This window comes from Streptomyces sp. IBSNAI002 (assembly GCF_052244475.1).
Classification (GTDB): Bacteria; Actinomycetota; Actinomycetes; order Streptomycetales; family Streptomycetaceae; genus Streptomyces.
On sequence record NZ_JBQPXG010000002.1, the window covers coordinates 796,026 to 810,880 of the forward strand.

Annotated in this window: 13 protein-coding genes; 8 read left to right on the top strand and 5 right to left on the bottom strand. The window is 75.6% G+C overall.

Annotated features, from left to right (window positions below; genetic code table 11):
• Positions 1-5: 5 nt before the first annotated feature.
• Positions 6-212 carry a cold-shock protein gene (locus ACTVZO_RS03965; protein WP_361759201.1) on the bottom strand — a complete coding sequence of 69 codons (207 nt, stop codon included), beginning with the start codon at positions 210-212 and terminating at the stop codon, positions 6-8.
• A gap of 177 nt (positions 213-389) precedes the next feature.
• Here ACTVZO_RS03965 and ACTVZO_RS03970 point away from each other — a divergent pair, with 177 nt between their 5' ends.
• Positions 390-764, top strand: coding sequence for a 2-oxoglutarate and iron-dependent oxygenase domain-containing protein (locus ACTVZO_RS03970; RefSeq protein WP_443297004.1), 375 nt, complete (start codon positions 390-392; stop codon positions 762-764).
• A gap of 183 nt (positions 765-947) precedes the next feature.
• On the opposite strand, the gene ACTVZO_RS03975 is transcribed toward ACTVZO_RS03970, so the two are convergent.
• Entirely contained in the window at positions 948-1,316 is a 369-nt protein-coding gene (locus ACTVZO_RS03975) for an HGxxPAAW family protein (protein WP_443297005.1), read from the bottom strand.
• Positions 1,317-1,407: 91 nt separating this feature from the next.
• Between ACTVZO_RS03975 and ACTVZO_RS03980 the strand changes: the two genes are divergently transcribed.
• Positions 1,408-1,902 (top strand): MarR family transcriptional regulator, encoded by a 495-nt coding sequence (locus ACTVZO_RS03980; RefSeq protein ID WP_443297006.1) that lies wholly within the window; start codon positions 1,408-1,410, stop codon positions 1,900-1,902.
• 107 nt (positions 1,903-2,009) lie between these two features.
• Positions 2,010-3,497, top strand: coding sequence for a DEAD/DEAH box helicase (locus ACTVZO_RS03985; RefSeq protein WP_443297007.1), 1,488 nt, complete (start codon positions 2,010-2,012; stop codon positions 3,495-3,497).
• 26 nt (positions 3,498-3,523) lie between these two features.
• On the opposite strand, the gene ACTVZO_RS03990 is transcribed toward ACTVZO_RS03985, so the two are convergent.
• The 3 genes from ACTVZO_RS03990 to ACTVZO_RS04000 all read right to left on the bottom strand — a co-directional run bounded on the left by ACTVZO_RS03990 (position 3,524) and on the right by ACTVZO_RS04000 (position 5,905).
• Positions 3,524-4,015 carry a hypothetical protein gene (locus ACTVZO_RS03990; RefSeq protein ID WP_443297008.1) on the bottom strand — a complete coding sequence of 164 codons (492 nt, stop codon included), beginning with the start codon at positions 4,013-4,015 and terminating at the stop codon, positions 3,524-3,526.
• 180 nt (positions 4,016-4,195) lie between these two features.
• On the bottom strand, positions 4,196-4,708 hold the full coding sequence (locus ACTVZO_RS03995; RefSeq protein WP_443297009.1) for an SRPBCC family protein: 513 nt from the start codon (positions 4,706-4,708) through the stop codon (positions 4,196-4,198).
• 78 nt (positions 4,709-4,786) lie between these two features.
• Positions 4,787-5,905 carry an NUDIX domain-containing protein gene (locus tag ACTVZO_RS04000; protein WP_443297010.1) on the bottom strand — a complete coding sequence of 373 codons (1,119 nt, stop codon included), beginning with the start codon at positions 5,903-5,905 and terminating at the stop codon, positions 4,787-4,789.
• Between the two features lie 724 nt (positions 5,906-6,629).
• On the opposite strand from ACTVZO_RS04000, the gene ACTVZO_RS04005 reads away from it, so the two are divergent.
• The 5 genes from ACTVZO_RS04005 (at position 6,630) to ACTVZO_RS04025 (ending at position 14,615) form a co-directional block, all read left to right on the top strand.
• Positions 6,630-7,895 carry a VanW family protein gene (locus tag ACTVZO_RS04005; RefSeq protein ID WP_443297011.1) on the top strand — a complete coding sequence of 422 codons (1,266 nt, stop codon included), beginning with the start codon at positions 6,630-6,632 and terminating at the stop codon, positions 7,893-7,895.
• On the top strand, positions 7,892-9,199 hold the full coding sequence (locus ACTVZO_RS04010; RefSeq protein WP_443297012.1) for a DUF418 domain-containing protein: 1,308 nt from the start codon (positions 7,892-7,894) through the stop codon (positions 9,197-9,199). Before ACTVZO_RS04005 ends, ACTVZO_RS04010 begins: the two co-directional genes overlap by 4 nt.
• 86 nt (positions 9,200-9,285) lie before the next feature.
• Entirely contained in the window at positions 9,286-9,780 is a 495-nt protein-coding gene (locus ACTVZO_RS04015; protein WP_443297013.1) for a hypothetical protein, read from the top strand.
• Between the two features lie 120 nt (positions 9,781-9,900).
• Entirely contained in the window at positions 9,901-11,670 is a 1,770-nt protein-coding gene (locus ACTVZO_RS04020; protein WP_443297014.1) for an RNA ligase family protein, read from the top strand.
• A complete protein-coding gene (locus tag ACTVZO_RS04025) occupies positions 11,670-14,615 on the top strand; it encodes a poly(A) polymerase (protein ID WP_443297015.1) in 2,946 nt (981 codons plus the stop codon). Before ACTVZO_RS04020 ends, ACTVZO_RS04025 begins: the two co-directional genes overlap by 1 nt.
• Positions 14,616-14,855 lie beyond the last annotated feature (240 nt).

Sequence of the window (14,855 nt, forward strand, 5' to 3'; positions counted from 1 at the left end):
CGGTGCTACGAGAGGGGGACCACCTGCTCGGCCTGGGGACCCTTGGGGCCCTGGGTGACGTCGTACTCGACCTTCTGGTTCTCTTCCAGCGACTTGAAGCCGGTGGTCGCGATGGCGGAGAAGTGCACGAACACGTCCGGCCCGCCGTCGTCCTGCTGAATGAAGCCGAACCCCTTCTCCGAGTTGAACCACTTCACGGTGCCTGTTGCCATCTGGCTGATCCTTCTCAACGTTCCACTGCGGGCCGCACGCGCGGCCGTCTCGATCCTGCCCAACGGTCCCGTACAGCACACGCTGAACGCGGCCAACCGTGGCGTGCCGCGCATTCGAACTTCTGGCCGCCTCGTCCGCGAAACGGGGGAAAGGGCGCCTGCGAGAAGGGTCGGGACATGGACGGTTTCGCAACATTCCAGGTACCGGAACGAGCGAACGGGACGGCTGCGGACGAGGCGCTCGGCCGGGCGATGACCGCCGCGTGGTGGCGCGAGGGGATCTTCCAGGTCGCCGCCGACGCCGGGCAGCGGGAGCGCACGCGGGCGGCGACGGCGGCGAGCCGCAGGTTCTTCGCCCGGCCCCCGGACCATAAGGCGGCGTACGTCAACGACACCGCGTACAGCGGGTACACCGCCTCGGGCGAGGAGGTCACGGCAGGCGAGCGGGACGCGTCGGAGATCTTCACCATCACCCCGGACCCGGAATCCGGGGCCGGTCTGCCCTGCCACGGGCCGGTGCCCTGGCCGGATCCCGGCCTGGCTCCCCGGTGAGAGCACGGCGGGCTTCACCGAGGACTCCCCCGGCTGGCGGTACGTGCCTCCGGCGCCCGTGGTGCTCACCGTGTTCCCGGGGGACGTCCTGCAGTTCCTGACGGGCGGGACCCTGCTGTCGACTGCGCCCGGATCCGGCCGACGACACCGCGATCCACTACGGGGAGCACTTCACCCGCATGTTCATGCGCTGCTATCCGCGGCGGGCAACGACACGGCGGATCGAGGCCGAGGGGCGGCTGCTGCGGCTCGGCGCGGTCCGCTGACCCGGCAGCCCAGGCAGTCCGCGTGCCCGGCGTGGGCGGCGGTGTCCCGGGTACGCCAGTCCCAGTCGGCCTCGGGGCGGGGGCCGCTGGGCTTGCCCCACCCGGCGAGGTGCAGCAGCCAGGTGACGACCCCGGCCGCGGCGACGACACCGAGCCCGGTCCAGACCCCGGGGATCCAGCCGGCGCACACGGCGAGGCCCGCCCCGGTCGAGCCCACCAGGGCGATGCCGGTTCCGGTCCAGCCGGCCACCGTGTGGCCGAGGTCGACGTGGCCGTGCGCGCTCATGGATTCTCCCTCGTCGGACGGGCAGCAGTAGGCTCGGAGAAGGATCTTTTATCTCACGAGCTAAGTACCTTAGACACTAAGGAGTAATCGCGTGCAGGGCAAGTCCCGCCCCGCGGCCACGGCCGGGGAGGCGCTTTCGCGCATGGACCAGTACGTCGCCCTCGGCGTCATCGCCCAGCAGGAGGTGGCGCAGATGCTCGGGCTCAACGTCACCGACCTGACCTGCCTGGGCCACGTCCTGGGCGCCGGGGAAACCCCCCTCGCCGCCGGCGACCTCGCCCAGCTGGCCAACCTCACCACGGGCGCCGTCACCGGGGTGCTCAACCGCCTCGAGCGGGCCGGGTACGCGCGACGCCAGGCCGACCCGGCCGACCGCCGCCGCGTCCGGGTGGTGGCCGACCCGGCGGCGAGCGCGCGGATCTTCGCCGTGTACCAGCCCTTCTACGACCGCCTCGGCGCCCTGTTCGCCGACTACACGCCCGACGAGACCGCCGTGATCGCCGACTGGTTCGGCCGGGCCGCGGGCGAGGTCCGCGCCCACCTGGCGCAGCTGCGGTCCGGGGAGCTCGGCGCCGGGCCGGCGTAAGGAGTGGCCCGCGCCCCCGCTGGTACCATGGGCGGTTGACCATCTTGTTGCCCGCCTCGCCACCCGCCCTGTTTCGCGCGGAGCACCCGTCCTTCGAAAGGTCCTGCATGAGGAACCCGTCAGCTCATGGCCGATTCGGCGTGAAGGGCGGTGCCAAGCCCGGCGGCAAGTCCGGCGCCAAGGCCCCCCGGAGCACCGGGCCGCAGGGTGAGTTCACGATGCACGAGCCGAAGGTGCCGGCGCTGCCGCCGGTGGCCTCGTTCTCCGAGCTGGACCTGCCCGCCGAGCTGACGACGACCATGGCCCGGCTGGAGGTGAAGGAGCCCTTCCCCATCCAGGCCGCGACGCTCCCGAACGCGCTGGCCGGCCGGGACGTCCTGGGCCGCGGGCGGACGGGCTCCGGCAAGACCCTCGCCTTCGGCCTGGCGCTGCTGGCCCGTACGGCGGGCCAGAAGGCGGACCCGAAGCGCCCGCTGGCCCTGGTCCTCGTACCGACCCGCGAGCTGGCGCAGCAGGTGACCGAAGCCCTCACCCCGTACGCCGAAGCCCTGGAGCTGCGGATGGCCACCGTGGTCGGCGGGCTGTCCATCGGGCGGCAGGTGAGCGCGCTGCGCACCGGCGCGGAGGTCGTGGTGGCCACCCCCGGGCGGCTGAGCGACCTGATCGGACGGCGCGACGTCCACCTGGAGCGCGTGAAGATCACCGTGCTCGACGAGGCCGACCAGATGTGCGACATGGGCTTCATGCCGCAGGTCACCGAGATCCTCGACCAGGTGCACCACGCGGGGCAGCGGATGCTGTTCTCGGCGACCCTGGACCGCAATGTGGACCAGCTGGTGCGTGCGTACCTGAAGGACCCGGTCTCGCACTCCGTCGACCCGCAGGCGGGCGCGGTGACCACGATGGACCACCACGTGCTGCACGTCCACGCGGCCGACAAGATCTCGGCGGCCACCGAGATCGCGGCGCGCGACAACCGCGTGCTGATGTTCCTCGACACCAAGCACGGGGTCGACCAGTTCGTGAAGCACCTGCGCGCGATGGGCGTACGGGCGGAGGGGCTGCACAGCGGCAAGTCGCAGCCGCAGCGCACCCGGACCCTGGCCCAGTTCAAGAACGGGGCCGTGACCGTCCTGGTCGCCACCAACGTCGCCGCGCGCGGCATCCACATCGACGACCTCGACCTCGTGGTCAACGTGGACCCGCCCGCCGACCACAAGGACTACCTGCACCGGGGCGGCCGCACCGCCCGCGCCGGCGAGTCCGGCCGGGTCGTCACCCTCGTCGCCCCGAACCAGCGCCGGGACATGGTCCGGCTGATGTCGGACGCCCGGATCCGGCCGACCATCACCCAGGTGCGGTCGGGCGAGGCGGCGCTGAGCCGGATCACCGGCGCGAAGGCCCCCTCCGGGGTGCCGCTGGCCGGATCCGCGCCCACGGACGCCAAGGGCAGGCCCTCGGGCTCGGAGCTCGGCTTCCGCGGGATCGGCACCCGGCCGGGCCGGACGGGCAAGGGCAAGGAGTCCCGCAAGACCATGGAGGCCCGGCAGGCCGCCGAGGCCCGCCGCGCCGCCCGGGTCCGCAAGGGCATCTGACGGCCGGAGCCGGGGAATCCGATGGCCTAGGCCAGGGTGCGGCGGCGCAGGCGTTCGGCGGCGGCGTTGCGGACCCGGCGGGTGCGGGCGGAGCCGGCCAGCAGGCCCAGGGCCTCGGACGAGGTCAGGGTGTGGGCGGCGGTGCGCTGGCACCAGTCGGAGGCCGCGGTGAGCTCCGCCGCGGCCCAGGCTTCGCCCCGGGTGATGGCCTTGAGCAGGGTCCACTCGCGCAGCCGCCGCTCGGGGAAGGCCCGGCCGGCGAGCGCCTCGGCCATCGCCCGGGCCCAGCCGGGGAACCCGTCGTCCTCCAGCAGCCGCGCCGCCCGCCGGTTCAGATGGGTGACCACCGCGCTCTCGGCCATCACCGGATCCGGGTCGCGCAGCACGGCGGCCACCACCTCGGCCTCGGCGGGCTTCCCGGACGCGGCGGCCAGCGACCCGAGGTGCCGTTCGTAACGCCAGTGCTCGGGCGGCTCGGCGCCCTCGTGGGCGTGCTGGTTCTGCTTCCCTCTCCCCATGGCACCCATTCCACACGACCCGCCCGGGCGTCCGACGCTCAGGGTCCGCTCGGGGCGCCGACGGTACGCGGGGACGGCAGCAGCGGGGCCTCGGCACCGACGGGCCGGAATCCGGCCGGACCCGTACGTCGTCGCGCCGGCCCGGAGCGCGCCGTACGCGCGGGCGTCCGGGCCGGTGGGTCAGGCGCCGTCGAGCTCGTGGGGCTCCGTCTCCGGCTCGGGCAGCGGGGCACCGGTCTCCAGGAGGGTCTTGAGGCTGGAGGCGAGCATCGGCCAGGCCTGCCGGCACATGCCGATCAGGGTGCCGCCGGGTTCGAAGTCCTCGTGCCGGATGGTCAGCCGTGCGAGCGCGTCCCCGACCGGCTCGATCTCGTAGGTCACCTTCGTGCGCCGCTCCTCGGCGAGGCGGGCCCGCAGCTCCTCGTCGATGCCGGCCGAGGCCGCCCACTGCGGGGTGAAGCTGTGCCAGGTGTAGGACAGCCGGCGGTCCGGGACGCAGTCCAGGACCACCTGCCCGGGGTCGCTGGTGCGGGCCCCGCGCTCGACCCAGTCCATCGGCGAGCCCACGGCCCAGTCGGTCTCGAAGCTCAGGCCCCAGTACCGGCGGGTGAAGGCGGGCTCGGTGAGGGCCTGCCAGACCCGGTCGGGATCGGCCTGGATGTACAGGGTGTAGGTGATCGCGCTGTCGCTCATGGCCCCATGCTGCGGGACCGCGGACGCCGGACGGCGGATTTCCCGATCATGGCGACGGCCGCGGCAGGGCGGGCCGGGTCACCAGCGGGTCGCCGACTCCGGGAGTTCGGTGGGCGGGGTGCGGGTGGGGGCGGGCAGGGAGAGACGGGTGCGGGCCGCGTGGACCGCCTCCAGTTCGCGGACTCCGGCCTGACCCCAGTCGCTCAGTTCGCGGACCTGCTCGGGGGTGGCCAGCAGCCGGGCGTACGCCGGGTCCGCGGCCGGGGCGAGGCCGGTGAGGCGGGCCGCGGTGCGGGCGTGCACGTCCTGGGGGCCGTCCGGACGGCGGTCCTCGTCGTACAGGTAGCCGAGCGGGAAGGCGCCGGCCGTCGGCGCGGCGGCCGGGGACGGCAGGTGGGCCGCGCCGGTGGCGCGGGCGATCAGCAGCAGGACCCGCCCGTCGGGGGCGAACAGCCAGCCCCGGTGGTCCCGTACGGACAGCTGCGCGGGGACCGGGCCGGGGTGCCACGCGCCGCGCTGCGCGGTACGGCGGGTGCGGAGCACCCCCAGCCGGTCGAGGGCGGTGGGCACGGTGGGGCGGCCGTCCTCCAGCAGGGCGGTCCCGGAGCCGTTGATGCGGGCCCGCAGGGCGGACAGGGCGCGGCGGGCGTCGCCGGGGTCCATCAGGGCGGGCAGGTCGGCCGGTTCGGCGAAGTGGATGCCGGTGATCTCCTGGGCGGGAAGGCGGACGGACGCGATCCGCTCGGGCGTCCAGGTGCCGCCGTCGTAAACGTGCAGGATCTCGCCGGGGAACCGCATGCCGGGCGGAAAGCCGGGCGTGTCGGCCGGGATCCAGTCCACGGCGAGTCCGCGCGGGTAGCGGCCGTCGACTCCCAGCTCCTCGCGCACCTCGCGGGCCGCCGCGGCCGACGGCGCCTCGCCCGCGTCGACGGCCCCGCCGGGCAGGAGCCGGTCGGAGCGGTAGTCGACGCTCTGGACGAGGACCCGGCCGTCCGGGTCGGTGACGAGGACCACGGCTGCGGTCCAGAGCCCGGCGCGCGAGGCCCCGTACGCCTCCGGGGTCATCCAGGTCCCGGCGGCCCGGTCCTGGCCGGGCAGCGACGGCTCGGGCAGGGACGTCTCGGGTGCGGACCTGTCGGGCGCGGACCCGTCGGGCGCGGACCTGTCGGGCGCGGCCTCGTCGGTCAGCTGCGGCATCGGAACTCCGTTCACCGTGGGTGGACCCGCCGACACTGCAACAGCGGTCGCGGCCTCCTGGTTACGGCGTCGCGGCCGCCCCGGACCTGCGGATGAGCACCTCTGCTTTGCCGCCCCTATACCTCCTTATTACCTGGTTATGTGGTCCTTGCTACCTTCCGGGGGCGGACTGGCGGCATGAAAGCCGCCGGTCCGACCACGTCACCGGACCGGACCGAGGAGACCCCTTCATGCGACGCGCCAGCCGTACGGGCAACCGGACGGACACCGGGAGGCGGTGGACCGTGCCGGGGGTCGTCGGCGTGGCGGGCGGCGCCGCGGTCCTCGGCTTCGGCGGGCTGTACGCCGCGGGTCTGCTCCTGGCCGGCGAGGAGGTCGCCCCGGGCACGAAGGTGCGCGGGGTCGACATAGGCGGGCTGACCAAGGCGGAGGCCGCCCGGACCCTGGACCGGGAGCTCGGCCCGGCCGCCGCGGCCCCCGTCCGGCTCCGGGTCGGCGAGCGCACGGAGCAGGCCGGACCGCGGGCGCTCGGCCTCTCCCTCGACAGCGCCGCGACCGCCGAGCGCGCCGCGCGGGCCGGGTCCGGTCCGCTCACCGTGATCGGCCGCCTGTTCTCCTCGGGCGATCCCGATGTGCCCCGGTCGTCCGCCTCGACGGGAAGACGGCGCGCGCCGCCCTGGAGGGCATCGGCAAGAAGACCGCACAGGAGGCCAAGGAGGGCTCCGTGGGCTTCGCGAAGGGCAAGGCCACGGCGGTGGCCCCGGTCACCGGCGTCTCCCTCGACGTCGACCGCTCCCTCGACCCGCTGCACGAGGGTTTCCTGCGGGGCGCGGACCGCGGCGCCGCGAACGGTCCCGTCGACCTCCCCGTCCAGCGGACGGAGCCGCGGGTCGGCGGGCAGGAGACCGAACGGGCCCTGAAGGAGTTTGCGGAGCCGGCGATGTCCGCGCCCGTCACCCTCACCGTCGGCGGCAGGCGCATACCCGTCGGCCCCGCCGTGCTCTCCAAGCACCTCAGCCTGAAGGACGACGGCCAGGGCCGGCTGAGCCCGGCCCTCGACGCCAAGGCGCTGCTGGCGGACCCGGCCCTCGCCGGTCCGCTCCGGCAGGCCGGGCCGGGTCCGGTGGAGGCGCGGCTGCGGCTCGACGGGGCGGGCCGGGTCTCCGTCGCCGAGGAGGGCAAGGCCGGCCGCCAGGTCACCGAGCAGGCCCTCGGCGCGGCCGTGCTGCCGCTGCTGACCGGGGCCGACGCGGCCGCCCGTACCGGACAGGTCGCGACCGAGGAGGTCCGGCCCAAGCTGTCCAAGGACACGGTCCGGCAGCTCGGGATCACGGAGAAGGTCTCCTCGTTCACCGTGAAGTTCGAACCGGCGGCCTACCGCACGACCAACATCGGACGGGCCGCCGAACTGATCAACGGCTCGCTGGTGCTGCCCGACGAGACGTGGAGCTTCAACCGGACGGTCGGCGAGCGCACGAAGGAGAACGGCTTCGTCGACGGCCTGATCATCAACAACGGCCAGTACGAGAAGGCTTCGGGCGGCGGGGTCTCGGCGGTGGCCACCACCGTGTTCAACGCGATGTTCTTCGCGGGGGTCAAGCCCGTCGAGTACGGGGCCCATTCGTTCTACATCGAGCGCTACCCCGAGGGCCGGGAGGCCACCGTGGCGTGGGGCAGCCTCGACCTGCGCTTCGCCAACGACTCCGGCAAGGCCCTGTACATCCAGGCCGAGGCCACCGACACCTCGGTCACCATCACCTTCCTGGGCACGAAGAAGTACGAGGAGGTGCGCGCGGTGCAGGGCCCGCGGACCAATGTCCAGCAGCCCGCCACCCGCAAGGGCAGCGGCCCCAAGTGCGAGCCGCAGTCCCCGCTGGAGGGCTTCGACGTGGCCGTGGACCGGGTGTTCGTGCAGGGCGGCAAGGAAGTCAAACGGGAGACGATGAAGACCCGGTACACACCCCGCGACACCGTGACGTGCGGCGCGTGAGCGCCCGGGGGGAGGCGGCTGCGGGGAACCCGGAGCCGCAGAAGGTCCGTTCGGGGAACGCGGACCAGGGGGCGGCGGCCGGTTCGGCGAACGCGGCCCCGGAGGCGGCCGGTTCGGGGCGGCTGGCCGGAGTCGATGCCGTCCGGGGTCTCGCCGTGCTCGGCATGTTCGCCGTGCACGTCGGCCCCAGCCCGCAGCCCGAGGGCGCCGGTTACGTGCTCGTCGCGGCCGACGGCCGCGCCCCGGCGCTCTTCACCCTCCTCGCCGGCTTCTCCCTGGTCCTCGCCCAGCGCGGGCTCGACCCGGCGGCCCGGCCCGCAGGCTGGACCGCGCGGTACCGTCCGCTGCTCATCCGCTGCGCCGTCATGGCCGTGCTCGGGGTGTTCCTGGCCTCGCTGTGGCCCGGCATCCTGGTCATCCTGGCCTTCTTCGCCGTGTACTTCCTCGCCGCCGAACCGTTCACCCGGCTCTCCACCCCGGTGCTCACGGCCGTCGCGGGGGTCTCGGTGGTCGCGGGTCCGCTGCTGTCCTTCCTGCTGGGCCCGGTGTTCGGGTACGAGGCGTCCGGGCGCGGCCTGGTACCGGAGGCCGCCGATCTGACCAGCTGGTCCGGACTGGGCACGGTGCTGTGCGAGCTGCTGCTCACCGGCGCGTATCCGCTGGCGACCTACTTCCCGTACATCCTGGCGGGGATGGCGCTCGCCCGCGTGTGCGACATCCGGGAACGGTCGACGGCGCTGCGCATGGCGGTGTGGGGCACGGCCGCGGCCGTCGCGGGCTACGGCTCCGCCTGGCTCGCCACGCACGTGTTCGGCGCCCGGGAGCGGCTCCTCGCGTCGATCGCCGTCCATCACCCGGACGCCCTGACCGCCGCCGACCCGGTGCGCGAGGTGCTGCGCCGGCAGTACGGGGCCGTGCCCAGCACCTCCTGGGACTGGCTCCTGGTCGCCGACCCGTACAGCCAGACCCCGCCGGAGACGCTCGGCAACGCGGGCGTGGGCTGCGCGCTCATCGGCCTGTGCGCCCTCGCCGCCCGGCACCGGCTGGGCGCCCGGCTGCTGCGGCCCTTCACGGTGCTCGGCGCCATGGCACTGAGCGCGTACGTGATCCACGCCCTGGTCCTGGCCGGCCCCGCCCACGGTGCGGCCTCCTGGTCCGCCTGGCTGGGCTTCAGCACCGCCGCCCTGGCCCTGACCTGGGCGTGGCAACGCACCTACGCCGACACCCCGCTCCGCCGCGGCCCCCTGGAACACGCCCTCCGCCTGGCCACCCGGCCCCGCGGCCGCGGCGCGGCGGCCCGCTGAGGCGAGCCCCCCGGGGGGCTTCGCGGGGCGCACCCGTACGGGTGACGGGGGCGGCTTCGGCGGGGGTGTTGCGGCAGGGTGGGCGGATGCAGTTGTGCCGGGCTCTGACCCTGATCCTCGCCTCGCTCGCCGTGACCACCGGATGCGTGACCGTACGTCCTGCCGCTCCGCCGGACGCTCCGCGCCCGGGGCCGGCCGAGGTCCGTCCGGAATCCCGGCAACCGGACCGGGCAGCCTGGCCGTTGGGTCATCTGCCGGTCACCCCGGAGCCGCTGCGCCCGCCCGCACCGACGCCGGCCGCACAGGCCCCGGCGCCGGACGCCGCACCGGCGGCCGCGGCCCGGCAGGAGCGGTCCGCGCGACAGCCCCGGGCGGCCAAGCCCGCGCGTCCCGTACGTCCGGTGCGCCCTGCGGGCCCGGCACGCCCCGCCGCACCGGCCAAACCCCGCAAGCGGCCGGCGGCGAAAACGGCCAAACCCGCCGCCCGGCCCGCGGCTCCGCAGCGCACGTACGACATGGCGGCGCTGTGCGAGGCGGCCCGCGGGACGGTGTCACCCTCCATCGTGGCCCTGTGCCGGTAGCGCCGTCGCCCGCCCGATCGCCCGGGTCCCCCGCCGGGCCCGGCCCCTCTTATTCGATGGAGCAGGCCGCCCCGGATACCTACAGTGACGGGGCACCACGTCGTCGAGCAGGAGCCGGTCATGCGCACCCACTACCCCCGTACGCCCCACCTGCCCTGGTCGCCCGGGGCCGCGGCGGACGATGTCCGGGTGGCCGGGCCGGGGGCGTTCGCGGGGCTGGCCGGACGCGAGGTCGTGGTGACCGAGAAGCTCGACGGGGAGAACACCACCCTGTACGCGGACGGCCTGCACGCCCGGTCGCTCGACTCCGCGCACCATCCGTCGCGGGCGTGGGTCAAGGGCCTCCAGGGCCGGATCGCCGCGCGGATCCCGGCCGGGCGGCGGGTGTGCGGGGAGAACCTGTACGCCCGGCACTCGCTCGGCTACGAGGACCTCGACAGCTGGTTCTACGGGTTCTCGGTGTGGGACGGGGAGCACTGCCTGGACTGGGACGGGACCGTCCGGTACCTGCGGGGGCTCGGCGTGCCCACCCCGCGCGTGCTGTGGCGGGGCACCTTCGACGAGCGCGCACTGCGCAGGCTGAGGCTCGACACCGCACGGCAGGAGGGGTACGTCGTGCGGACCGTGGACGGTTTCGCGTACGAGGACTTCGGCCGGTGCGTGGCCAAATGGGTGCGCGGCGGGCACGTACGGACCGGCACGCACTGGATGTTCGCTCCGGTGGTGCCGAACGGGCTCGGTCCGGCGGCCCCGTTGTGGGCGGTCCGGTCGGGGGCCGGGGCGGATGCGGCGGAGCTGCTGGCGGCCGCCGGGGTGACGGGTGACGAGAGCCGGGCCGACGGCGGCGTGGCCGGCCGGGCGTCCGGGGCGGAGGTGTGCGCCGATGTCACGGCCCGGATCGACGCGTTGGGGCGGACCGGCGAGGACCGGCTGGCCGGAGTGCTGGCCGCCGTACTGCACGGCGCGCCGCGCGCCCGGATCGCGGCCCGGCTCGCGGCGGGGCCGCTCGGGACGGGGCTCGCGCGGCGGGTGTCGGACCTGGTCGGGCTGTATCCGTACCTCCAGCGGCCGTTCCCCGACGTCGACCGGCGGGCCGGGCTGGTGCGGATGGCCGTCGCGGCCGATCCGGGGATGCTGCACGCGCTGGCCGCCGTGACGGCCGGGGACGACCGGGCCCGCGAGTGCGTGGAGTGGTCCGCTCTGTGCGCCGAGGAGGCGGGGCTGCTCGGCCCCGACCCGCTCGGCGCGCTGCGCGCGGAGCTGCGCGGGCGGCTGGCGGAGCTCGGCCCGGACGCGGGCGACCGCTGCTGGGCCGAGGCGCGGCGGGCCTTCGCGCAGGGGCGGATCGGCACGGCCGAGGAGGCGGTGGCGGCGACCTGGCGCTGGCGTGAGGGAACGTTTCCCCGGCTGGTGCAGCTGTGCGGGCCCTCGGGCAGCGGCAAGAGCACCTTCGGCCACGCCCTGCCCGGCGTGGACGCGTACATCAGTCTCGACGACCTGCGGACGGCCCGGGGTTCCCGCACGGACCAGCGGGCGAACGCGGAGGTGCTGAGCGAGGGCCTCGACCGGCTCGATGCCGCTCTGTCGCGCGGGGGCACCGTCGTCTGGGACGCCACCTCGCTCACCGGCCGGCAGCGCGGACTGGCGGGCTCGGTCGCCCGCCGTCACGACGCGCTGGTCACGCATGCCGTCGCGCTGGTCGAGGAGGAGGAGCTGCGCAGGCGCAACACCGTGCGCCCGCATCCGGTTCCGCCGCAGGTGCTGGAGTCGCAGCTGCGCCGGTTCAGCCCGCCGTACCCCGGTCAGGCACACCGGACCTGGTACATCGGCGCGGGCGGGACCGTCGAGGACACGGCGGGCGCCCTGGCCGCGCCGGACGGGGAGCTGTGATGCGCACCAGTGAGCAGCTCTACCACCAGGTCCGCTGGGACCCGCGGTTCGACCCCGCCCGGTTCGTCCTCGGGCTGCTGCAGCGCGGAGCCGCCCCGAAGCGCGTGCCGCTGCCGTCCTTCGTGCCCGGCGGCGACATCCCCTGGCACCGTGTGCTGTTCGTCGAGGCGGACGGCGAGCTGGTGTGGGACCGGGCCACGGGAATGGACCGGATCGACGCCACCGGGGCCGGGCGGGTGCACGATCCGCGCCTGCTGCGGGCGCCGTTCTTCACCGCCCGTACCCCGCACGCCTGGGATCCGGCGGGAGCGGGCGCCTGGCGTCCGGCCCCCGCGCCCGCAGCGGGCGGCAGCGCGTCGGGGTCCCCCGCGACGGTGCGGCTGCTGACCTGGAACACCCTGTGGGACCGGTACGACGGCCCGCGGATCGCCACCGCGCGGCGCAGGCCGCTGCTGCTGGCCGACCTGGCGGCCGCCGATGCCGATGTCATCGCGCTCCAGGAGGCCGAACCCGAGCTGCTCCGGATGCTGCTGGCGGCGGACTGGGTACGGGCCGGCTACACGCTCGGCACGGATCCGGGTGGCCGGGACGTCACCGAGTGCGGTCTGCTGGTGCTGAGCCGGCTGCCGGTGCGGGAGGCGGGGCTGCACGCGCTCGGGCCGCACAAGGCGGTCACCGCCGTGACGGTGGACACCGCCGCCGGCCCCCTCGTGGTGGCCGCGACCCATTTGACCAGCGATCACACCGACAACGGAGAGGGACGCCGACGGGCAGAACTGGCCCGGCTCGCCGAGGGGCTGAGCCCGGTGGAGGTCCCCGTGGCGCTGCTCGGCGACTTCAACGACGGTGCCTGCGGGCCCGAGGGGCCGGCCGCCGCGCTGGGCATGCGGGACGCGTGGTGCGAGGTGCACGGCGCGGCGGACGGCACGCCCACCTTCGACCCGGTGGCCAACCCGCTGGCCGCCGTCGGCTCGCTGTCGGGGCGGGCGGGGCGGCTGGACCGGATCCTGCTGCGGGCCGCCGGGCCGGTGCGGGTGACCCGGGCGGCGCTGCGGGGCGACGTGCCCGGCCCGGAAGGGCTGTTCGTCTCGGACCACTACGGGGTGGAGGCGACGTTGGAGTTCGGGGGCGACGCGGCTACCTCGCGGCTCGACACTCCGGCGACGGCTCGTACGGCCGTGGCCTGGCTGCCGCCCCGGCTCCCGGACGCGGCGCACGCGCTGCGGCGGGAGCACGACCCGCAGGCAGAGCGCTGGCCCGCGCACGTCAACCTGCTCTTCGGCTTCGTCCCCGAGTCCTCGTTCGAGGAGGCCGTGCCGCTGCTGTCCGAAGTGGCCGCCCGCACACCGGCGTTCACGGCCCGGCTGGAGGGGGTGCACAGCTTCGGCCACCGGGAGGACGCGACCGTCTGGCTGGACCCGGCGGCGGCCGGTGAAGCGCCGTGGCAGGAGCTCTGGAGGGAACTCGTACGGCGGTTCCCGGGATGCCGGGGGCGCGCCGAGGGCTACACCCCGCACCTGACGCTGGGACGCAGCCGCGATCCGCAGCGGGCGGTCGCGGAGTACGCCGCCCGGCTCGGCGCCGGAGCGTCCGGGCGGGTCGGGGAGCTGGCCGTGCTCTCGCGGCGCGGGGACGGGCCGATGCGCACACGGGCGGTCGTGGAGCTGGGCACGGGCCGCGTCCGGTGGCTGACCGGGCCCGCGTTCCCGGAGACGCCCGGGCGGCACGGGGCCGAACCGCGGCACGGGGCCGAACCGCGGGGGCGGGCCGCCTCGGTCACCGCGCGGATCGCGGCGGGGCTGGGCGACGGGACGGTGTGGGAGGCCGGCTCGCGCCGTATGGGCTGCGCGCTGCCGGGCGCCGATCTCGACCTGGTCGCGGCCGTTCCGGGCGCGGCCGACATCTCCGCGGTACGGGAGCGGGTCGCGGCCGCGCTGCCGGAGGCGGTGCGGATGCGCGAGGTGACGGGCGCCCGGGTGCCGGGGCTGCGGCTGAGCGCTGCCGGACTGGACGTGGACCTGGTGGTCGTCCCCACGGGCGCGCTGGACCCCGCGCGGGCGCAGGCGCGCCGGGCGGAGCTCGGCGCGCCTGCCGCGGTCGCGCTGAGCGCGGTGAGCGACGCCGATGCGGTACGGGCCTTCGTGGGGGCCGAGCACGCCGCCTTCGCCCGGCTGGCGCGGGAGGTCAAGGCCTGGGCCCGGGCCCGGGGCCTGGACTCGGCGCCGTTCGGCGGGCTGCCGGGGCTGGCCTGGGCGGTCCTGGCGGCGCGGACGGTCCGGGCTGCCGCGGACCGGTCCCCGGCAGCCCTGCTGCTCGGGTTCTTCGGGACCTGGGCGGCCTGGGACTGGCGGGACCCGGTCGGCCTGGCCCCGGCCCGGCCCGAGCCGGCCGGGCCGCCCACGCCGGCCGGGCCGCCCGCGCCGTGGCGGGAGCCGTGGCGGGAGCCGGAGCCGGCCCCCGTCACCGTCCTCACCCCCTCCGCACCCGTCCGCAGCTGCACGGCCCAGGTGGGCCCCGGGCTGCGCGATCTGCTGGGGCGGGAGCTGTACCGGGCCTGGGAGCTGCTGGACGCCGACCCGGATGCATTCGGCGCGGTCCTGGCCGCGCCGCCGCTGCACCGGCGGCACGCCGCGTGGGCCGTGGTGACCGTACGGACGCCCGTGGCGCGGGAGTTCGACGCGGCGCTGGGGCGGATGCGCGGCCGGGTGCGGGCCCTGCTCGGTGCGCTGGAGGAGGCGGGCGTCGTGGACGCGCACGCCTGGCCGCACCCCTTCGCGACGGGCCCGGGCCTGGCCCGGTACGCGATCGGGCTCGGCTCGGCTCCGCCCGACGCGGCGCGTCTCACCGCCGTGGCCGGGCCGTGGGCGAGGGGCCTGCCGGGCGTGGAGGTGGCCTGGGCGGCCTGCGGCGAGGTGCCGGATCTGTGCCGGGCCGTCGACGAGTAACGAACACGGGGCAGCAATCACCCTTCCCCAGCGGACACTTCCCGAAGGCGGGCCGAGGTCCGGCCGGAGCCGGCCGGAGCGGACCGGGCTCCGTCCCGCGCACAGCGGGCACGGCGGGACGGAGCGGTAAGAGCATCAGTACAGCCCTGCGAGGTTTTTTCGTCAACACTTTTCACAAGGATTGAAAAAACTCCAAGTTCACAGGCCTGATGGGCAACTGACATGCCGTTTGGTCTTCAG